Annotated in this window: 16 protein-coding genes; 1 reads left to right on the top strand and 15 read right to left on the bottom strand. The window is 73.0% G+C overall.

Annotated features, from left to right (window positions below; genetic code table 11):
* The 7 genes from VK611_21035 to VK611_21005 form a co-directional block, all read right to left on the bottom strand.
* Positions 1–468, bottom strand: a 468-nt coding sequence (locus VK611_21035) for a hypothetical protein (protein ID HMG43831.1), incomplete at its 3' end; no start/stop codon positions are given.
* A gap of 34 nt (positions 469–502) precedes the next feature.
* Positions 503–2,992 carry a type IV secretion system protein gene (locus tag VK611_21030; protein ID HMG43830.1) on the bottom strand — a complete coding sequence of 830 codons (2,490 nt, stop codon included), beginning with the start codon at positions 2,990–2,992 and terminating at the stop codon, positions 503–505.
* Positions 2,989–5,916: an ATP-binding protein gene (locus VK611_21025; protein ID HMG43829.1), complete on the bottom strand. Its 2,928-nt coding sequence runs from the start codon at positions 5,914–5,916 to the stop codon at positions 2,989–2,991. Before VK611_21025 ends, VK611_21030 begins: the two co-directional genes overlap by 4 nt.
* Entirely contained in the window at positions 5,913–6,338 is a 426-nt protein-coding gene (locus tag VK611_21020; protein ID HMG43828.1) for a hypothetical protein, read from the bottom strand. Before VK611_21020 ends, VK611_21025 begins: the two co-directional genes overlap by 4 nt.
* A gap of 3 nt (positions 6,339–6,341) precedes the next feature.
* Positions 6,342–6,581 (bottom strand): hypothetical protein, encoded by a 240-nt coding sequence (locus tag VK611_21015; protein ID HMG43827.1) that lies wholly within the window; start codon positions 6,579–6,581, stop codon positions 6,342–6,344.
* Between the two features lie 83 nt (positions 6,582–6,664).
* Positions 6,665–7,915, bottom strand: coding sequence for a conjugal transfer protein (locus VK611_21010; protein HMG43826.1), 1,251 nt, complete (start codon positions 7,913–7,915; stop codon positions 6,665–6,667).
* 61 nt (positions 7,916–7,976) lie between these two features.
* Positions 7,977–8,831: a cupin-like domain-containing protein gene (locus VK611_21005; protein ID HMG43825.1), complete on the bottom strand. Its 855-nt coding sequence runs from the start codon at positions 8,829–8,831 to the stop codon at positions 7,977–7,979.
* 262 nt (positions 8,832–9,093) lie between these two features.
* On the opposite strand from VK611_21005, the gene VK611_21000 reads away from it, so the two are divergent.
* Positions 9,094–12,444 (top strand): discoidin domain-containing protein, encoded by a 3,351-nt coding sequence (locus tag VK611_21000; protein HMG43824.1) that lies wholly within the window; start codon positions 9,094–9,096, stop codon positions 12,442–12,444.
* Between the two features lie 14 nt (positions 12,445–12,458).
* On the opposite strand, the gene VK611_20995 is transcribed toward VK611_21000, so the two are convergent.
* From VK611_20995 to VK611_20960, 8 genes are all read right to left on the bottom strand, one after another.
* Complete coding sequence (locus VK611_20995; GenBank protein HMG43823.1) at positions 12,459–16,427, bottom strand: BTAD domain-containing putative transcriptional regulator; 3,969 nt, start codon at positions 16,425–16,427, stop codon at positions 12,459–12,461.
* 121 nt (positions 16,428–16,548) lie between these two features.
* Positions 16,549–16,950: a hypothetical protein gene (locus tag VK611_20990; protein ID HMG43822.1), complete on the bottom strand. Its 402-nt coding sequence runs from the start codon at positions 16,948–16,950 to the stop codon at positions 16,549–16,551.
* Positions 16,947–17,411: a TadE/TadG family type IV pilus assembly protein gene (locus tag VK611_20985; GenBank protein ID HMG43821.1), complete on the bottom strand. Its 465-nt coding sequence runs from the start codon at positions 17,409–17,411 to the stop codon at positions 16,947–16,949. Before VK611_20985 ends, VK611_20990 begins: the two co-directional genes overlap by 4 nt.
* The gene (locus VK611_20980) at positions 17,408–17,725 is read right to left on the bottom strand and encodes a TadE/TadG family type IV pilus assembly protein (protein HMG43820.1); all 318 of its coding nucleotides are present in this window, start codon (positions 17,723–17,725) and stop codon (positions 17,408–17,410) included. The genes VK611_20985 and VK611_20980 overlap by 4 nt, the downstream gene beginning before the upstream one ends.
* A gap of 80 nt (positions 17,726–17,805) precedes the next feature.
* A complete protein-coding gene (locus tag VK611_20975) occupies positions 17,806–17,982 on the bottom strand; it encodes a hypothetical protein (GenBank protein HMG43819.1) in 177 nt (58 codons plus the stop codon).
* Positions 17,983–18,040: 58 nt separating this feature from the next.
* Positions 18,041–18,937 carry a type II secretion system F family protein gene (locus tag VK611_20970; GenBank protein HMG43818.1) on the bottom strand — a complete coding sequence of 299 codons (897 nt, stop codon included), beginning with the start codon at positions 18,935–18,937 and terminating at the stop codon, positions 18,041–18,043.
* Positions 18,934–19,770 (bottom strand): hypothetical protein, encoded by an 837-nt coding sequence (locus VK611_20965; GenBank protein ID HMG43817.1) that lies wholly within the window; start codon positions 19,768–19,770, stop codon positions 18,934–18,936. Before VK611_20965 ends, VK611_20970 begins: the two co-directional genes overlap by 4 nt.
* Complete coding sequence (locus tag VK611_20960; GenBank protein ID HMG43816.1) at positions 19,767–21,128, bottom strand: ATPase, T2SS/T4P/T4SS family; 1,362 nt, start codon at positions 21,126–21,128, stop codon at positions 19,767–19,769. Before VK611_20960 ends, VK611_20965 begins: the two co-directional genes overlap by 4 nt.
* Positions 21,129–21,130: the final 2 nt, after the last annotated feature.

Here is a 21,130-nt window from a genome sequence, read left to right as displayed (position 1 = left end):
CTTGTTGTTGTCGTTGCCGCCGCGGAGCTGGTCTCTGAGCTGTCCGCGGAGGTTGCGTTGGAGGCGTCGCTTGGCGCGGGCCTTGACGTTGGGCTTGGCCTTCTCGAGCTGCCCGCGGAGGCCCTTGGCGTCCTTCTTCAGCGGCGTCTTGGGCTGCTGCGGCCCGCCGGGGCCGCCACGGGCGGGGCCGCGGCTGCCCGGCCTGCCGGTGGGTGGCTTGGTGCCCGGGCGCCCCGCCCGCGCCGCCTGACCGGCGCCCCGGCCCGCCGACGCGGCGCCCCGACCGGCCGCGCCGGCACCTCGGGCGGCCCCCTGAGCCCCCTTGCCGGCAGCCTTCCCCGCCGCCTGGGCACCCTTCGCCGCACCCCGGCCGACGACCCGACCGGCCACGGCGCCCACCCGGGCGGTGGTCTGGGCGGCCACCTGCCCGGCCCGCTGGACCACGATCACCACGGCCTGGACCGCCATCGCTCACCCCCTTCCGAGTGCCCGTGGACCCCGATCAGGGCCAGTTCTCGCTCCGGCGCCCCATCCGCTCCGCGGTCCGCCGGTGGCCCCGCAGCGTCATGCGATGGCGCAGGCGCAGGGCCACGGCGTAGCCGGGGTTCTTCCAGTCGCTCACCCGCGGCATGCGCATCTCGGTGACGGTCCTGACGCTCGTCTCCTGACGGCCGGACGGGGCCGGCCCGGCCGCGCCGCCCGATCCTCCTCCGATCGTGGGAACGCCCCCGCCCCCGCCGCCGCCCCCGCCGCTCCCGGGCACGATCAGGCCCGAAGGGGTCCGGCCGGCCACGCCAGGCCCGCCGGTCCCGGGGACGATCGTCGGGCCCGACGGTGCTCCGCCCCCGCTCCCGCCGCCCCCTCGGGGGAACGGGCCCGGGTGCCGCACGTTGCCCATCGTCCGGCCGCCCACGTGACGGCCCATGTCGCGCATGTCGGCGCCGACGTTGCGCACCCCCTGGCCGGTGGCGCCCATCCCGCGGCCCACGGCCTGGCCGAAGCCGCTCCGCCCGAGGCGGCTGCTGGCCAGGCGGCCGGTACCGGCGCTGACCCCGCCGCGGATCCGCCCGCCGAGGCCCCGGGCACCGTTGGCGATGCCGCGCCCGGCACCGGCGAACGTACCGCCGACCGAGCGTCCCACGTTGGCGGCGCCCTGGCCGACCCGGCTGCTGGCGACGGCCCTGCCGGTGCGGCTCCGGGCGATGGCGCCGCCGGCCCGCCGGAGCCCGGCGAAGCGGGGCGGACGACCGCCGCCGCCACCACGACCGCCACCCCCGCCGCCTCCTCCTCCTCCTCCAACACCGCCACCGCCGCCGCGGGACGCCGTCCTGGAGCTGACGTGGACTTGCGGGCCCTCACGCCGGCGCTCCATGCGCTCCAGGTTCTTGAAGGCACGTCGGGCCTGGCGGCGCTCGGCGAGGCGACGCTGGGCGAAGCGGGCCGGAGCCGCGGCCGCCGCCATGGCGCCGCGGTCGGCGGCGCTCAGGTCGAAGCCGCCGCCCGTGCCGCCCGCCCAGTTGGCACTCGCCGGCGACAGCCGGGTGAGCGTGTCGTTCATCCGCTCGCCCATGTTCTTCGACGCCGCCAGCAGCCGCTTCCGGCCGATGAACACGCCCGCCACCACGCCGAGGACCAGGCCCCAGCGTTCCAGCAGGCTGTCCTTGCCGGTCTCGGCGGTGAGGTTGAGGATGCGCTCGGTGGCGATGAGCATCATCGACAGCAGGAAGCTCATCAGCACCACGGCGATGGCGCACTGGATCACGCTCGATACCCACGACCAGGCCATGCGGCGCGCCGTGCCGGGCAGGGCCGCGCAGGCCGCGGAGAACGGCGCGAGGGCGAACATCGTCGCCAGCAGGAACTTGCCGAGGATCAGCGAGATCGCGATCAGGCCGAGCGTGAACATCACGCCGATGGACACCGCCGTGGTGACCAGGGCACCGACGAAGCGGTAGGTGGTCGGCGCCTTGTTGAAGGCCACGGCGTCGCTGCAGTCGTCGTCGGAGTCGTCCATGTAGCGCCACGACCAGCCGCCGTCGTCGGTGAGGCCGGCGGCCTTGATCCGCTCGGCGCGCGTGCCGCAGTCGCCCGGCAGGTTGGCGGGGCCGCCCCAGTTGACGTACTCGTAGGGCTCCACGACGAAGTACTCGAAGACCTGCTGCTGGAGCTTCTTGACGGTGGGCGCGATCAGCGTCCCACCCGTGCCGTCGCCTCCGGTCGGGGGCTCGGTCTGTTCGGGGTCGGCGGCGTTCATGAGCGCCGAGGACACCTCGTCCATGCGGTCGGACAGGGCGTTCATGTAGCCCGCCTCGTTGCCGACGAGCACCGCGGCCAGGCCGATCATGACCGCCGAGAACAGGAACTCGCCGGCGGCGATGCCGATCTTGCCGCGCAGGGCGTTCCAGGCGACGAAGGCCATGAGGATGAGCCACGACAGGTCCTGGAGGTCGGCGGGCCCGACCACCTGGGTGTTGTAGCGGGCCGCGATCTCCTCCGAGAACGGCGACATCTCCCGCAGCTTCTGGTTGAAGGCCAGCGAGATCAGCCACATGCCGACCTGCACCGCGGTCTTCCCGATGTTGAAGATGATCCCGGTGATCCCGCCCCAGATCTTGCGGTCGAACGACAGGACGCCGCCGCCGTCGTAGGTGATGTTGTAGTTCGAACCTGGGTAGGTGCCGACGCAGGCGTCGGGGACGACGCCGTCGTCGTAGTCCTCGCCCATCTGCTCGCAGGTCTTGGGCCAGAGGTGCTCGGCGAGGGTGCAGTTGCCGTCCCCGGCCTCGTCCCTGGCCTCCTCCTTGAACCAGTCGGGGGAGTTGTCGTCGAGCTCGATGTCGCGGTCGTCGTCGATGATCTCCCAGCCCCAGCCGTCGCACTCGATGGTCTCGGCCTCGGCCCGCGCCCCCATGGCGTAGAAGAACCCGAGCGCGAGGAGCGTCAGGACCAGCCAGTGCCCGAGCCGGCGCCGGCGTCGTGCCGTGGTGGTCACGACCCCGACTCCTCGGCCAGCGCCTGCGCCAGCGGCGACCGCCGCCGGCTCCTCGCCCGCGCCCTCGCGGCCGCGGGGTCGTCGGTCACCTCGGGCTCGCCGGGGTCGTCGTCCGGCGGCATCGGCGCAGGTGTCGGCGGTGTCACCTGCGCCGATGCGACCTCTTGTGCCACCTCCGGCTCCGGCTCCGGTGCCGGTGCCGGTGCGACGACCGGTGGCGGTGCCGTGGCGGGGTCGGGCTCCGGCACGACGACGAGGGGCGGCGGCGCCGGGAGGCTCAGGCGTTCGGCGGGAACGCCGAGCTGGAGGGGTAGGGCGTCGAGATCCTCGGACTCGTCGTCGTCGTCGGGCTCGTAGGGCAGGCCCCAGCGCTCCGCGCCCTCGTCCGGGGAGTGGTGGATGGCGCCGAGGTCGGTCTCGTCGAACACGTCGCCGTCCTCGTCGGGCAAGCCGTGGCTGCCCTTCGGCGTGGTGTTCATCGCCTCCTCGATGTCCTGCAGGACCGGCGGCAGCACCTGGATCAACCCGACCCGGTCGCGCACGTCCCGGTACAGGCACTGCCCGGTGTCGAGCCCGGCTTCGAGCGTCGCGGCGGCGTCGCCGCTGTCGGGCGTCCCCAGGAACCGCAGCGCCGCCGGGATCGCCCGCCGGGCCTGGCGGAACACGAACCGGGACCCCAGCAGGTCCTCCAGCTCGTTGATGGCGAAGTCGTTCGGGTGCTGGCTGGCCAGCCAGATGGCTCCGTTGTGCTTGCGGCCGTCGCGCACGCCCTCGATCAGCAGCTTCTGCCCGTGCGGCGACGCCAGCAGCGCCCACGCCTCGTCGTAGAGCGCCGCGGCGAACCGGGTCGGGTCGCTGAACACCACCCGCCGCCCGACGGCCGCCACCAGGTACAGCAGCGCCTGACCCAGCACCTGCTCGGGCAGCATCATCCGCATGCCCTGCTCGGTCGACAGAGTCTCGCGGTCGGCCAGCGCCAGGTTCGGCGCCCAGAAGATCACGAAGTCGGCGTCGAGCGAGATCGGCCGCCCCCGCCCGAACGCCAGCTGGCCGGTCGCCGAGCGCCGGTAGTGGGCCAGGCGCCGGGCCAGGCTGCGGGCCGCCGGGTCGGGCTCCTTCACGTCGGCGCCCATCCGCTCCAGCTCGTCGACCACGTCCGCCAGGCACGAGTCCTGCCGCTCCGCCACGGAGTCGACGGCCTCGGCCAGCGCCGCGCCCTCCTCGCTGTGGGCCGAGCTGCCCGACAGCAACGACAGGAAGCCCAGCGTGACCGTCACCCGCTCGTCGCCGTGGAAGCTCCGCATCGGGTCGAGGTGGACGTCGGCGCCTGCCTCCAGCCGCACGACCTGCACCCGCCCCGGCATCGACTCGGCGAAGCGGACGTACTCGCCGCTGGGCGTGCGGTCGATCGTGACCACCTGCCCGCCCCGGGCCACGGTGTCCCAGCACAGGCGCTTGAGGAAGAACGACTTGCCCGACCCCAGCCGCCCGACCGCGGCCAGCGACGGGCTGGCGTTGGCCTTGGGCCCGAAGGCGGGGTCGAACAGCACCGGCGAGTTGTTGCCGCCGTCGAGCGACACACCCAGCAGCAGGCCCTGCGGGTCGCCGACCTCGGGGCCGCAGAACGGGCTGCCCGCGGCCAGGTCGCTGGTCAGCATGAACTGCGTGTAGTCCCGGCAGACCATGGCGGTCGAGGTGCCCGGCAGCATCGACCGCACCAGCTGCGCCTGCCCCGCGGTGGGCCGGGCCAGGCCGTACTCCTGGGGCTCGAACCGCCCGATGATGGCGGCCGCCCGGTGCTCCAGCTCCACCAGGCTCGACGCCGCCACCGACATCAGCACGGTGACCTGCAGCTCGGGCTCGGCGGGGTTGGCGCCGAGCTGGGCGCGCTGCTCGTCGATCGCCTGGATGGCCGACGCCAGCTGCGGGGGCGCGCCGGTGAGGTCGCCGTCGTACTCGTCGACCTGGCCGATGAGGTCGCGGTGCTTGCGGCGCACCTTGATCTGGGCGTCGGCGTTGCGGACCGACCGGATGCGCACGCACCAGTCGACCGGGAACCCCACCCGGTCGGCATGGAACAGCCACTCGCCGCCGCCCCCCGGGAACGAGAAGTAGTGCGGCATGTCGGACATCGCCATCACGGTCTGGTAGCTGGTGAAGCCGCCGGAGTCGATGCGGACGTAGCGGCGGTGGCGGGGCCGGTCCTCGTCGTCCGAGTAGCCGCCCTCCTTCACCACGGCGTCGGTGAGCTGGGCGAGCACGCCGCGGGGGCGCCGCCGCTGGTCGTCCATCTCGTCACGCCGGGCGCTGCCGCGGGGGTCCTCCGGCGGCTCCCAGCCCTCGTCGAACGCCGGCTCGTCGGCCTCCCGCCGCATCGCCCGGGCGTACAGCCAGCAGATCTCGCCGGCGCTGGCGCGCCGCAGCGGCACGTGGGTGCCGAGGCGCACCTCCATCTCGTGGGCCTGGCGCTGGCGGAGCTCGATCTCCAGCTCCGGGATCGGCGTGGGGCCGATGCCGAACTTGGAGCTGACGTCGGACACCGCGTCGGTCAGCACCTCGTGCCACGCCCGCTTGGCCGTGGGCAGCGCCGCGGCCACGTAGTAGCGGCGGTTGTGCAGCGGCACCTGCTCGAGCCAGTCGGCGGTGGCGTCGCACACGACGGCCCACGCCGGCTGGCGCTCGATGGGGACGCCGTCGATCATCCGCTCGACCACGTCCATCGGGTGGAGCAGCTCGCAGATCGACAGCAGCATCGAGTCCGGCGGCAGGCTCATGAGCAGGCCGCGGATCTGCGAGTGGATCGCCAGCTTGTCGGCCGAGGCGATGTGGGCGTGCGGGAACGGTTGGGCGTCCCACACGGCCCACACGCCGCCGTCGGTCGACCAGATCAGGTTGCCGACGATCGCCCGGGCCGGTGCCTTCACGGCCCGTCCTCGCCGCGCTCGAGGTAGACGGGCGTCAGCCAGGGCGTGGCGGCACGGGCGTCACGGTAGGGGCGGCCGCCGACGTGGCCCTCACGGGGCATCCACAGCATCGACAGGTAGGCGAGGGCCGCCCGGGGCAGGCTGCGGCCCTCGAACCGGGCGCTGCGGACCGCCCAGGCCAGCCCGACGGGGACGAGCACCATCGCCACGACGCCGAAGAGCCGCGGGAGGAAGGGGCCCCACCACTTGTAGGTGTACGCCTCGACGATGATCGTGACGACGACGACGGCCAGCTGGGGCAGCGACAGCTGGAAGGGGGGCGTCCAGCCGCCGATGTGGCCCAGCACCATCGGGTGGCGCCGCGCGTGGGTGTACGTGGCGCACATGATCTGCTCGTCGTCGAGCTCGTCGGCGTCGGACATGGCTCAGCCGCCGCGGCCGCCTTCGCGGTACTCGGTCACGTCCTCGTTCACCGCGTCCTGGAGCGTGTCCATCTGCGCGATGCCGAAGCTGACGATCGCGCCGAGCAGCACGGCACCTACGGTGGGTACGACCGAGCGGGTGCGCACCCAGGTCCAGATGACGAACCAGATCGCCATGACGGCCACCGCTGCGGTGAGCAGCGACTTCGCGTCGGCAATGGCGCCATCGAAGATGTCGAACATCGGGCTCTTCCTTTCCTGTTCTCCTGTTGCTGCGATGCGCCGGGTGCTGCGGAAAAGCGCGCCCGGCCGTCACAATTCGGGCGTCATTCACCTGGCACGGTCAGGGTCGTCGTGACCCCTTCCGTGCCGTCGCCCTCGTCCGGGTAGTCCTCCAGCGGGTCGCTCTCGGGGGCGAGCGTCGTGTCGGTGGTGTCGTCGGTGCCGGTGCCGTCGGTGGACGTGTCGTCGGTGGAGTCCGTCGACGTGTCGGTCGACCCGTCGACGGCGGGCGGCAGGCCCTGGGGCTCGCCCTGCTGCTCCTCGGGGATCGGGTCCACGGCCGGGGCGCCCCAGACCGAGAGGATCTCCCAGCGGTCGATCCGCTGCGTCGCCTCGAGCTCGTAGCCCACCGTGTGGGTCGAGTCGCCCGGCGTCGTCACCCGGGCCAGCGCCCAGATGCGGATGTCGCCGTTGTCGAGCTCGACCACCGCCAGCTCCGTCAGGACCAGCTCCGTGAACGGCGCCGGGTCGGCGGCCTGCATCTCCACCCGGGGGGCCAGGTAGCGGCCGGGGTCGCCCTTGCCGGCGAGCAGGGCGTTGAGGAAGCCCTCGACGGTGGCGGCGACGCGGTCGTCGTTCTCGGGCGCCTCGGTGTTGGGCGCCGCAGTGCGCCAGCCGTCGGGGATGCCCTGGGGCGCCGGCACGACCGCCGGCGTGGTGATGGCCTTGAGGCCCTTCGACACGCTGCCGACGATGCCGACCTCCACGTACCAGGTGGTCGGGGGCAGCTCCTCGTTGCCGCTGCCGATCTCCACCAGGTCGGCGGCGACGGTCACCGTCCAGTAGCCGTCGGCCTCCAGGCGCTCGCCGGCGACGGTCCGCGCCCGCAGCACCCGGATGGGCTCGGTGTCGACCCGCTCCAGCTCCGGAGGTTCGACGAAGTACTGCGTCAGCGTCGACGCCTCCTCCTCGGTGGCGGTCAGCCACTCCTCGACGACCACCTCCGCCACGCCGGCCACGGGCGCCGGCACGCCGATGCCGTCGTCCTCCTCGATGGCGTCGGTGGCGGCGGCCTCGGGCGACTTCCGCACCAGCCCGGCGATCCCACCCAGGCACCCCAGGCCCACCGCCAGCCACAGCCCGATGCGGGCCATCAGCTGGGTGGCCGGCCGCACCGGACGGGTGACGTAGCGCTCGACGGGCGCGAACTCGGCCTCCAGCTCCGGGTCCCAGTCCGGGCCGGCCGGCAGTTGCCCCGACGGCAGCTGGCCCGGCGGCAGCTGGCCGGGCGGCAGGGCGGCCGGCGGCGCCGACTGGGGCGCCTGCGAGCTCCCGAACTCCCAGATGCGTGTCACATCCGGTCGATGCGCCCGCAGCGGCGCGAAAGCGCGCGACTGCTCAGAGGCCGTCAGGCCGTCAGGCGACGGCGGTGATGCGGTGGCGGCGCATGACGTCGGCTACGTGGTACGGCGCACCTGCCACCGGCAGGCCCAGGCGCCGGCACAGCTCGACGCACAGGGCGTCCCGACGGTCGTCGGCCGCGGCCGCCAGCTCGGCCAGCGCCGCCCGCTCGCGGGGGCCGACGGCGTCCTCGTCGCGGCAGCGGGCGGCGAGCGCCTGCAGCTCCACGCTCGGCTCCGGCAGCGCCTCGGCCAGCGCCCGCAGGTAGCGGTTGCGGCCGAAGCGGAAGCTCACCGACAGGGCGTCGTCGACGTACTCGACGTAGTGCCAGCTGGCGGCCGGGATCAGCAGCGCCTCGCCGGGCTCGAGGACGCAGTCCCAGGCGTTGGCGTAGCGCAGGAACGCCTGCAGGTCGGTTGCGCTGAAGTTCTGGAGGAACAGGGCGCTGGTGCGGCGCGCCTGTCGCTGGTTGCCGGGGGCGAGCTTGCGCGACTCGGCCGGGTCGATCACGACGTAGCGCTTGCGGCCCGACACCTGGCACATCAGCACGTGGCGCTGGTCGCCGTCGTAGTGGAGGTGCGCGACGTCGCCGGCCCCGCCGGCGTGGACGTACGACTCCCAGGGGTCGTCGGTCTCGACGTACGCCGGCGGCGCGACGAGACCGGGTGGCGCGGCGTAGGCACCGGGCCCGACGTGGAGCTCGTCGAGGAACGTCCGGTCGGCCGCGGGCCGGAGCTGCGCCCGTGCGAGCGCCGCCCGGGCGGCGTCGACGTCGAACACCGCGCTCAGGACGACGGGCGTCCCCGTCCGCATGAACCTCCGCTCGAACGCCCGCACCTCGAGCGCTTCCGTCGCCGTTCCGCTCCGCACCTCCCGATGGTGCCCACCCCGGGTGAACCCCGCCCGACCCCTCGGGAAACCCCGCCGGAACACTCGGTTTCCGAGAGGTAGGGGCAGAGGGCGGTCGCTCTCGGCGGTCGGGAAGAGGCTGAAGGCAGTTGTCGATCACTCTCTGCAACTAGTGATCAGATTTTTGGAAAAACTTTGCAGTAAGCCGTTCACAACAGGGTCAGATATTCGTAATTTTGCCTTATAGGCAGCCGGACGAGTCCGGCCCGGAAAGGCGTCTGCGATGTCCAGATCGAGCCCGCCCCACCCAGTCCGTCCCCGGCGACTTGCCGCCATCCTGGCGAAGGCCGTCGTCCTCGCCGTGGCGATCGCCGCTACCGCCGTCCCTCACCCCGCCGCCGCAGCCGGCGGTCCGAACCTCGCCGTCGGCCGGACGGCGACGGCCAGCAGCGCCAAAGCGCCGCACGTCGCCGCCAACCTCAACGACGGCAACCAGTCCACCTACTGGGAGAGCACCAACGGCGTGTTCCCCCAGTGGGCCCAGGTCGACCTGGGCAGCAGCACCGCCGTCGACCAGGTGGTGCTGAAGCTGCCGAGCAGCTGGGGAAGCCGGTCGCAGACGCTCACCGTCCAGGGCAGCGTCGACGGCAGCAGCTTCACGACGATCGTCCCGTCCGCCGGCCGGGCGTTCAACCCGGCGTCCAACAATGCCGTCACGATCGACTTCGTGGCCACGACCACCCGGTTCGTCCGGGTCAACATCACCGCCAACACCGGTTGGCCCGCCGGCCAGCTGTCCGAGCTCGAGGTCTACGGCGTCGTGGGAGGCCCCGGCGGGGGCGGTGGCACGAACCTGGCGGTCGGCAAGCCGATCACCGGCTCGTCCTTCGTCCACGTGTTCGTGGCCGCCAACGCCAACGACAACAACCTCGCCACCTACTGGGAGGGCGCACCCGGCGCCTACCCGAGCACGCTGACCGTCGACCTCGGCGCCAACGCCGCGCTCAGCTCGATCGTGCTGAAGCTGAACCCCGACCCCGCCTGGGGTCCCCGCACCCAGACGCTGCAGGTCCTCGGCCGCGACCAGGGCAGCAGCTCGTTCACCACCATCGCGGCGTCGGCCGGCTACGCGTTCAGCCCGGCCACGGGGAACACGGTGACGATCCCGGTCACGGCGACGGCCGCGGCCGTCCGGCTCCAGTTCACCGCCAACACCGGAGCGTCGAACGGGCAGGTGGCGGAGCTCCAGGTGATCGGCACGCCCGCACCGAACCCCGACCTCACCGTCACCAACACGTCGTGGAGCCCCGGCTCACCGGTCGAGACCGACGCCGTGACCCTGTCCGCCACGGTCCGGAACGCCGGCGATCGCCCGGCCGCCGCGACCACCGTCGACCTCTTCCTCGGCGACACCCGCGTCGCCACCGTGCCCGTGGGCGGCCTCGCCGCCGGGGCCAGCACCACCGTCTCGGCCAACATCGGCGCCCGCACCGCCGGGTCCTACCCGGTGCGGGCCGTCGTCGACCCGTCCGGCACGGTGATCGAGAAGAACGAGACCAACAACGCCTACACGCACCCGTCCCCGCTGGTCGTGGCCGCGGTCGCCTCGTCGGACCTCGTCGCCTCGGCGGTGTCGTGGACGCCGAACAACCCGTCGGCCGGTGACGCCGTCACGTTCTCGGTCGCGATCAGGAACCAGGGCACCGTCGCCTCCGCCGGCGGCTCCCACGGCGTGACCGTGACCGTGCGGGACGCGAGCGGCGCCATCGTGCGGACCCTCACGGGCGCGCACACCGGCACCCTCGCCCCCGGGGCGACCGCACCCCCGGTCTCGCTCGGCACGTGGACGGCCGCCAACGGCAACCACACCGCCACCGTCGAGCTCGCGGCCGACGCCAACGAGCTGCCCGTCAAGCGGGCCAACAACACCAGCACCCACTCGCTGTTCGTCGGTCGCGGGGCCAACATGCCCTACGACATGTACGAGGCCGAGGCCGGCGTGGTCGGTGGCGGCGCCGGGGTGGTCGGGCCGAACCGGACCGTCGGCGACCTCGCCGGCGAGGCGTCCGGCCGCCGGGCCGTCACGTTGAACAGCACGGGCTCCTTCGTGCAGTTCACCACCAACGCCAGCACCAACACCCTGGTCACCCGGTTCTCCATCCCGGACGCACCGGGCGGCGGCGGGACGACCGCGACGCTGAACATCTACGTCAACGGCCAGTTCCTCAAGCCGATCACCCTCACGTCGCGGTACGCCTGGCTGTACGGCGCCGAAGCCAGCCCGAACAACTCGCCGGGCTCCGGTCCGGCCCGGCACATCTACGACGAGGCGAACGTCATGCTCGGCACCACGGTGCCGGCCGGGAGCACCATCCGGCTGCAGAAGGACGCCGCCAACTCGTCGAGCTACGCGATCGACTTCGTCAGCCTCGAGCAGGTGACGGCGATCCCGAACCCGGACCCGGCCCGCTACGTCGTGCCCACCGGGTTCGGCCACCAGGACGTGCAGAACGCGCTCGACCGGTTCCGCATGGACACGACGGGCCAGCTCCTGGGCGTGTACCTGCCGGCCGGCGAGTACCAGACGTCCTCCAAGTTCCAGGTGTACGGCAAGCCGGTGCGGCTCGTCGGGGCGGGGCCGTGGTTCACCCGGTTCAACGCCCCCGCGGGGCAGGAGAACTCCGACATCGGGTTCCGGGCCGAGAACACGGTGAACGGCTCGACCTTCTCGGGGTTCGCCTACTTCGGGAACTACACGTCCCGGATCGACGGCCCCGGCAAGGTGTTCGACTTCCAGAACGTGGCGAACATCACCATCGACAACATCTGGGCCGAGCACCAGGTCTGCCTCTACTGGGGCACCAACACCGACAACATGGTGATCAGGAACTCGCGAGCGCGGAACCTGTTCGCCGATGCCCTCAACATGACCAACGGCAGCATCAACAACCTCGTGAGCAACATCGAGTCCCGCGCCTCGGGCGACGACAGCTTCGCCCTGTTCGCGGCCACCGACGCCGGCGGCGGCGAGCAGACGGGCAACGTCTACGAGAACCTGACGTCGATCCTGACCTGGCGGGCCGCCGGCGTCGCGGTCTACGGCGGGTTCAACAACGTCTTCCGGAACATCTACATCGCCGACACGCTCGTCTACTCGGGCATCACGATCAGCTCGCTCGACTTCGGGATCCCGATGCTCGGGTTCGGCGCGAGCCCGCCCACCCGGTTCGAGAACATCTCGATCGTCCGGGCCGGCGGCCACTTCTGGGGGGCGCAGACGTTCCCGGCGATCTGGATGTTCTCGGCGTCGAAGGTGTTCCAGGGCATCCGGGTGAGCGACGTCGACATCGTCGACCCGACCTACTCGGGGATCATGTTCCAGACCAACTACGTCGGCGGTCAACCCCAGAACCCGGTCACCGACAGCGTGTTCACCGACGTCTCGATCACGGGCGCCCGCAGGAGCGGTGACCAGTTCGACGCCAAGTCGGGCTTCGGCATCTGGGTCAACGAGCTACCCGAACCCGGCCAGGGCCCGGCCGTCGGCTCGGCGACCTTCGACAACCTGCAGATGAGCAACAACGCCCAGGACATCAGGAACACGACGTCCACGTTCGACGTCGTCGTCAACTAGTCAGGCCGGAGGGCTCACGCGCTGCGGTGCTCCCGGGAGGGAGAGGAGCGGCGCGTGAGCTCTTCCAGGAGGGCGACGGTCTCGGGGTGGAGGGTGTCCTCGGGTTCGACGCCCATGTCGGGGTCGGCGATGACGTCGCACAGCTCGCGGAAGACCCGCTGCACGCCCGGGACGTTGCCGGCGGCCCGGGCGGCCCGCATGAGCAGGCGGTACATCCGCTCGTCGCTCGGGAACGCCCGCAGGCCCCGCCGGGCGGCCCACTCGGCCAGCCGCCAGTCGCCGGTGGCCAGGCGGATCTCGGCCAGCTCCTCGGCGGCGTCGACCACCTGGGCCACGATCATCCCCCGGTGCGGCCCCACCCAGGCGTAGCTGCGCCCGACACCCACGAACGGCTCGCCGCGCACCAGGCCGAGGGCCTCGCCCAGCAGGTTGGCGGCCTCCTCGACGTCGTCGGTCGCCTCGGCCTGCGCCACCAGGTCGCAGAACAGGCCGTAGTCGGTGAGCACCCGTTCGGACAGCTCGTAGCGGCCGCCCTCGGTGCGGGGGAACAGGTCCTCGCCCACCAGCGCCCGGGCCGAGCTGATCGTGTTGTAGACGGTCTTCGAGGCGTTGGCGCCGTCGGGGAAGAGGTTGATCTCCAGGTCCTCACGGTCGACCGACGACTCCCGCAGCGCCAGGTAGACGATCGCCTCGAGGCCCTTCTGCCGGGTGGGCAGCAGCGGCGCCTCGACGTCGTGCTCGTGGCGCGGCGGTCGGACGGCCTGCACCTCGCCGAACACCCGGACCAGCACGTCCACGTCGTCCATCAGGGCGGCCAGGTCGCGCACGGGTGCCTCCTCGGGCTCCTCGATCGGGGCGGGCACCGCCGCCACCACGGGTTCCGGCACCTCGAGCGGGGGAGGCGGCGGGGGTACTGGGGTCGGTGGTGGCGGAAGGGGAGGGGGAGCGGGAGGGGGAGGGGGAGGGGGAGCGGGAGCGATGTCGACCTCGTCGACGTCTTCGAACACGTCGTCGGGCACCTCGTGCAGGAAGGGCGCCAGGATGTCGGCGTCGACCTGGGGCTCGACCTCGACCTCGGGCTCGACCGGCGGAGGCGGCGGCGGTGCGACAGGGGGTGCGACCGGCGGGGGCGGCGGTGCGACCGGGGGTGCCAGCGGCGGGGCGAACGGGGCGTGGTCGTCGGGCAGGAACCCCGGCAGCGGCGCCGACGACGGTGGGGGCACGTCGGGCACGGTGACCATCGCGCTGGGCGGTCGGCGCACGTCCATCTGCTGGAACACATCCTCGATCGGCACGTCCTCGTGGCGGGCCGCGACGTCGAGCAGCGCGACCACCACGCTGGTGTCGTCGGTGTCGAGGCGGTGGGGCTGCACCTCCTTGTCGATCCCGGCGATGCGCAGCCAGCCGTCGTCGCCGATCGACATCAGCCGCCCGATCGGCGTGCCGTTCGCCGGCGTGATCACCGCCACCCCGCCGTGCGGCCGGTTCGTCAGGGCGGTGAGCCGCTGCCGCTCGCCCAGGTCGTTGGGCCGCACCGCGCTCACCACCACCAGCGGCTCCGACGCCTCGACGCCCACCCCGGCCGCCCGGGCCTGGGCCGTGGTCTGGCAGCGCAGCGTGCGCAGGGCCGTGTTGATCCGGGTGGAGTGCGCCTCGGCCTCGTCGAGGGCGTCGGCCAGGCGTGGCACCGACGTGACCCACGGCATCTCGGTGAGCTCGCCCTCCATGCCCACCAGCAGGACCCGCGACTGCTCGCTCCACGGGGCGGTCGACGCCGCCACCGCCATCGCCCGGAGCAGCCCGAGCGTCTGGTCCATCGGCCCCGACACCGACACCACCGGGCTCGCCTCCAGCTCCACCAGCACCTCGGTGCCGTCGGCACTGCTGCCCAGGGGGATCAGCGTGGGTGTGGGCATGTCGCGGCGGGCGGCGATGGCGGCCAGCTCCTCGAACGACGCTGCGGTCATCCACGAGCTGAGGTCGAGCGACATGAAGCCCCGCGGCGGCGGTGACGGCGAGTCCAGCACCAGGATCACCGCGTTGCCGCTGGCCTCGACCCAGCGCACCGGCGGCAGCCCGGCGGCGCCCGAGGCGGCGGCGGCGGCCCGCAGCGCCACGTCGAGCAGCCGGGCCCCGTCGACGTCGGCGCCGTAGCGCAGCTCCCGCTCGTCGTGCTGCATGTCGGGCGGGGGCATGGCGGCGATGTGGCCCCGGGCCCGGCGCCGCAGCTGGGCCCGACGTCGCCGCTCGACCATCAGCAGCACGCCGGCCAGGGCGACGCCGCCGTACAGCAGCCCCTTGTGGACGCCGCTGCTCTCCTCCTGGTGGCTGATCGTCTCGGGGGTGGGCGTCGCGGTGGGTCGGGTCGGCTCGCCGGTCCCGCTGTCCGTCGGCGGGACCTCGCCCGCGTCGGCGGGCGGCGGGGTGTCGGCCGGTACCTCGTCCACCGGCGCCTCGTCGGTCGACGGTGGGGAGTCGACCGAGCCGTCGGTCGACGGTGGCGTGTCGCCGCCGCCGGGTTCGGGACCGTCGCCGGTGACCGGCGGGGCGTCGCCCGAGCCGGGGATGCCGCCCATGCCGCCGGACGAGTCGGTCGACGGCGGGGCCTGGTCCTCGGTCGACGGTGGGGTCTCCTCCTCCGACTCCTCGGTGGACGGCGGGGTCTCCTCGTCGGACGGCTCGGTGGGCGGCGGAGACTCGCCCTGCTGCTCGGTGGTCGGTGTCGTCCCGTCAGTCTGCTGCTCGGTGGACGGTGGGGTCTGGTTCTCGGTGGTCGGCGGCGTCTCGGTGCCCGACCCGTCGGCGGGCGGTTCCGGCGCGTCGGAGCCCGAGCCCGCCCCGGGCGGTGCCGGCGGCAGGGGCGGTGCCAGCGGGTCGGCCGGGGTCGCCGGGACCGTGAACATCTGGGCGGGGTAGATGAGGTCGGGGTCCTCGGGCGGCAGCAGCCGGTCGCGGTTGGCCTCGATCAGCTGCTGCCAGTAGGGCACGACCTCGGCGTCGGTCGGCGCCCGGCCCCACTGCTCGGCCAGCTCGGCCTCGGCCAGGTCCCAGAAGTTGTCGCCCTTCATCACCACGAGCTCCCCGTCCGCGACGGGCGGCGCGGTGGGCGGCGGCGGGGTCTGCGCCGGGGGCGGGGTCTGCTGCGGCGGCGCCGGGACGCTGGTGCTCGACGGCGTCGACGTCGAGGGAGCCGACGTCGGCGTCGAGGTCGTCGTCGTCTCCTGCGCCGGCTCCTCGAAGCCGGCCCCGGTGCCCGTGACCGGGATCACCAGCTCCCAGCCCGGCCGCACGGACGCGGACGCGTTGGCCCACGTCTCGCCGTCGGGCTGCACCCGGTGCTGGTTGAGCTCCCAGATCTCCCGCCAGCGCAGGCCGTCGCCCAGGTGCTCCACCGCCAGCGACCACGACGTGTCGCCGCGCTCGACGTTGATCGTGCGGGTGGCCTGCGACGGCGTCGACGTGGACGACGACGGCACCGGCTGCCCCTGGGCGTCGAGATCGATGTGCACGCCCGCCCCGGTGGCCGCCGACGACCACACCGCGCTGGGTGCGGCCACGTCGCCCACGTGGAGCTCCACCGGCGTCGCCGGCGCGGGCGCGGCCATCACCGGCACCGCGGTCGCCGCCATCGACGTGAACGACCCGAAGCTCACCACCACCGACCCGACCAGCCGCCCGGCGAGCCGCTGCACCGGCCCGCCGAAGTTGAGCTCCGACGTGCGCCCCTGCACCTGGGCCCCGACCTCGGCCACGACGCTGCCGGCGAACAGCGCCCAGCTGGCCCACAGCGCCAGCGTCAGCACGGCGAACAGGGCCTCGTCGGTGACGACCGTGGTGGGCAGGTCGACGACCTGCTCCCAGGTGGGGACACCGGTGATGGGCCAGTCGCCGAAGCGCAGCAGTGCCCAGGGGATGCCGCCGAGCAGGCCGCCCAGGACCGCGAGGGCACCGAGCATCTGCAGCAACGCACGTACACGTCTCACGGCGCACCTCCTGGGTCTGTCGTCGGGACGGCCCTCCCGAGGGAACGACGAACGACGGGGCTCGCCCCGTTGCCCCCGCGATGCACCGACCGCCCACCGAAAGCGCGAGGCGCACGCTCGCTCACGGTGACACCTGGATCGCCTCGGCCGTGGCGGTCACGTCGATGTGGAGCGTCGGCACGCCGAGCATCCGCGGGTCGACGTCACCCTGCACGTTCACCGTCACCTCGAGCCCGTTGACGGTCACCGTGCCCTCGTAGCCCTTCTCCTCGACGTAGTCCAGGGCCGCGGCCCGTGCCGCGGCCACGTCGAGGACGACGCGCGATTCCCCCACGGCGGCCCGCTCGTCGATGCGGCTGGCGCCGAAGCGGGCTGCGGCGGCCGCGGTCCCGAAGGCGTCGCTGCGGGCGCGCAGCACCCGCCCGGCGTCGAGCGTGAACCCCATCACCGCCACGATGCTCACCGAGATCGCGACCGTCCACACGGCGACGAAGCCCCGGTCGTCCCGGCTCCGCCGCCTCACGGCGCTTCCTCCCGGTACGGGTCGATCACTTCGGTCGACGTGGCCGTCACCTCGAACGTGCCCGGCATCCCCAGGCCGGTGGCCTGCGACATGTCGACGTGGCAGGTGATCGTCACGGTCACGGTCGACGGGTCCTCGGGCGGGTCGTTGAGGACGATGAGGGGTTCCCACACCATCGCCGGGCAGAAGCTGCCGCCCTCGTCGACCATGTCAGCGGCCTGGGCGCGCGCCGCGTCCACGGCGGCGTCGGGGTTGCGGTTGTCACCGATGCTGATCGTGCGCGCCGCGCTGCGCGCCGCAGCCTCGACGTTCTGGGCGCCGTTGTTCGCCTTGCCGATGAACACGACCGCCATGATGAACCCCATGTGGATCGGCAGGAGCGCCACCATCTCCAGAGCGGCCGAGCCCCGATCCCGGCCGCGCCCGTCGCCCTGCCCCGGTCGCCGCCCCCGGCGGATCACTCCACGATCCTCTCGACCGGGCCCGTCAGGACCACCTGGATGTGCTTCTGCAGGCCCGGCACCACCGAGACCGGCTCGGCGTCGATGGTCACGACGACCTCCTCGGCCCCTCGATCGACGTCGACCTGCACGTCCTTGATGCCGCCGGCGATGCCGACGAACTCGTCGGCGGCCGTGCGGCCGTCCTCGGCGGTGGCGTTGTAGGAGCGCGCGGCCTCCAGCGCATGGTGGGCGGTGGCCGTGGCCACCGACCGACCGTGGTACCAGAAGCTGACCTGGATCACCGTGAAGAACAGGGTGAACACGATCGGCATCACCGCGACGCTCGCGGCAATGGCTCCTCGGTCGCCTCGGGCGCGCGCCGACATCTCGTCACCCCTCGCGGACGAGGGACCTACCAGCCGATGTTGATCGACGTGACCTTGCCGACGAGCCACGGCCCCAGGGCGGCGCCCACGAGGATCGCGGCGGCGGCGAGGGCGCCCATCATGGCGGCCTCGTCGGTGATGCCACCGCTGTCGTCGCGGGCGGTACGCCATGCGTGAGCCATGAAGCTCACCCACAACTTCATCGATTCGATCGTTCCCATCTCGTTGCTCTCCTTCTCGGGAGTCCTCTGCCGATTCCCTCTAACTGCCGATCTGGAATGTCGCTGATATCGCCGGGTAGCCGAGGAAGATCAGGAAGCCGATCACCAGCAGCACACCGGGCAGGCTCATCCGCTCGGTCGCTGCTGCTGCCACCTCCTCGGTCTCCGACGTGATGCGCTGCCGGATCGTCTGTGCCTTGGCGGCCACGGTCTCTCGCACCGCGGCCCCCTCCTCGCCGGCCATCCCGACAGTGCTGGCCAGTTCGTCGAGGTCTGTGATGCCCAGGTCGTTGCCGAGCTGGGCGAGTGCGTCCCAGGGCGTGTCGCCGCGCACGTAGCCGGAGCGCAGGGAGCCGCGCAGCATGCTGAACGCCCAGCCCTGGCCGGCGGCCGCGGCGGTCTCCATCGCCTGCTCCACGCCCCGGCCCGACGCCAGGTTCATCACCACGACGTCGCACCACGACGAGAGGGCGTGGGAGAAGGCGCGGCGCCGTTCGGCGGCCTCGCTGCGCAGGCTGGTGAAGGGCAGGAGCACCCCGAACGGCACGCCGATGAGCACGATCAGCCCGGGCACGATCGGGGGGAGGGGGTTGCCGGTGGCCGTCGACACGATGCTCAGCCACGGGCCGAGCAGCAGGCCGAAGAACCCGAACGACGCCACGCGGGCGGCGTGCTCCTCGGGCGTGCGGCCGACCATGGGCAGGTCCTGGGCGGCGCTCTCGACGGCGCTCTTCAGCGGGGGGATCGCTTCGAGCAGGTAGTGGCCCACCCGGGTGTCGCGGTCGGCCTCCTCCTCCTGGCTGAGGCGACGGGAGCGCTGCGGGTTGTCGAAGCGGCGCAGGATGTCGCCCAGGGGCTCGGGCGCGGGCCGCAGCCCCACCCAGGCCACCCACAGCCCGGCGCCCAGCAGCAGCCCGGCGAGGATCGCGGCGGTCACGGCTCCGCCACCTTCACGGAGAGGAAGCGCTCGGTCGGGCGGCTGCGGCCGAGTCGGCCCATCGCCATCACGCCCAGCGCCCAGATGACGCACACCACCAGCAGGACGACCTGCCCGACCGCGGAGCGGTAGGGCGACAGGTAGTCCCGCGCCACGACCACGAGCAGGACGACGAACAGCGCCATCACCATCAGCACCGAGCGCATGTCGGCGCGGGGCCGGGCCCGGGCCACCTCGACGCGGCGGTGCATCTGGGCCTCCTCGCGCGCCGTGGTCGCCAGGTCGTCGAGCACCGCCCGGATGTGGCGGCCGCCGGCGCGGGCCGACAGCCGCAGGGCGGTCACCACCAGGTCGCCGATGGGGTGGTCGAGGTCGTCGGCGAGCCCGTCGAGCGCGGTGTCGATCGACTCGTAGGGCAGCCGCCGGGCCAGCCGGATGACGTGGGGCCGGATCAGCACCGGCGCACCGGCCGCGGTGGCCACGAGCACGCCTTCGATGCCGCGGGGCGTGCCGGTGGCGTCGCGCAGCATCTCCGCCCAGGTGGTGAGGGCGTCGGCGATGTCGGCGCTCTGGGTGCGCTGGCGCAGGGCCGGCGACGTGGCGAACCAGACGGCGACGCCCAGCGCGAACCCGGCGACCGGCCAGCGGGTGAGGAGCACGAGCGCCACGGCCGGCGCCACGATCAGCACCACCCGCTGCGGCGAGACCGGGTCGAAGGTGCGGCGCTGCGACCGGGCCTGGCGCTCGACCACCGGGGCCTGCTGCAGGCCCGCCCAGGCCAGCATCAGGCCGCCGACCACCAGCACACCGCAGGCCATCGCGACGCTGGTCACCACGGCCTCCCGGGCAGCGGCGGGCCGTCGCGGTGCAGGTCGGGGTCGTAGCCGTACTCCATCAGCAGGTCGAGCAGGTCGACCGGCATGGGGGCGTTGGGGTTGCGCACGGCGGCCCGGTCGGGGCCGGGCACGAAGATCTCGTTGGTGATGACCTGCTTGTCGGTCACGTCGTAGCCGACCACCTGGCTGACCTCGGAGATCACCCGCTTCCGGTCGGGGGTGAGGTCGATGTAGACGATCAGGTCGAGGGCGAAGGCCGCGGTCTGCAGCACGTCGGAGCGGTCGAACTGCGCGCCGCCGCGGCGGGCGTAGTTGACGAGCTTCTCGAAGGTCTGCCGGGTCGAACGGGCGTGCAGGGTGCAGAGCGTGCCGGCGATGCCGTCCGACGCCGCCTCCAGCATGAACACCACCTCGGGCCCGCGCACCTCGCCCACCACGATGCGGTCGGGGGCGTGCCGCTTCACGGCCCAGGTCAGGTCGGCGAGCGTGATGGCGCCCTGGCCCTCCATGTTGGAGGGGCGCTCCATCAGCTCCAGCACGTGGTCGTGGCGCCGGACGTCCAGCCCGAGCTGCAGCTCGGCCTCCTGCTCCAGCACGACGATGCGCTCGTCGGGCGGGCACTCGTGGAGCAGGGCGCGCATGAGCGTGGTCTTGCCCCGGCCCATGCCGCCGGCGATGAGCATGTTGAGCCGGGCCCGCATCGCCGCGGCGAGCAGGCTGGCCATGCCCTCGTCGTACATCTTCCAGTCGTTGACCAGTGTGTACTGGTCGGCATCGACCAGCGGGTGGCGGCGCACCGACACGTAGGGCCGGGCCGACACCCACGCCACCGCGGCGAGGCGGGAGCCGTCGGACAGCTGCAGGTCGAGCAGCGGCCGGGCCGGCGAGAACTCCTTCTCGATGTTCGACACCCCGGACGTCAGGCCCAGGCGGCCGCCCTTCCGGGCCAGCGACTGGATCTGCTCGATGAGCCGCTCGTCGGACTCGGCCACCGGCGGCACCCGCTGCTCGCGGCCGTCGAGCGTCCGCACCCGCACGTTGTCGCAGCCGATCACGAAGATGTCGGTGACGTCCTTGCGGGCGAGGTAGGTCTCCAGGCCGGGCAGGGTGGAGAAGAGCCCGGCGAGGACCGAGTCGATGACGTGGTCCTCCTCGTCCGGGTTGAGGGTCATCTCGCCGCGGCGCTGGGCGGCGCGCCACTGCCCGTCGAGCTCGCGGCGCAGGATCGACCGGGCCATCTGTGTCCGGTCGAGCTGGTCGAGCGGCGGCAGGTCCTCCTGCTCGCGGCGCGCCTCCTCGTCGCCGATCTCCACGGCGACGATCCGGCGCAACTGGTCGACGAGACGCTCGTTCACGA

It is taken from the genome of Acidimicrobiales bacterium (genome assembly GCA_035316325.1).
Classification (GTDB): Bacteria; Actinomycetota; Acidimicrobiia; order Acidimicrobiales; family VFJN01; genus DASXTK01.
Note: the sequence above shows the minus strand (reverse complement) of the source record. Positions and strands in the feature narration are given on the sequence as shown.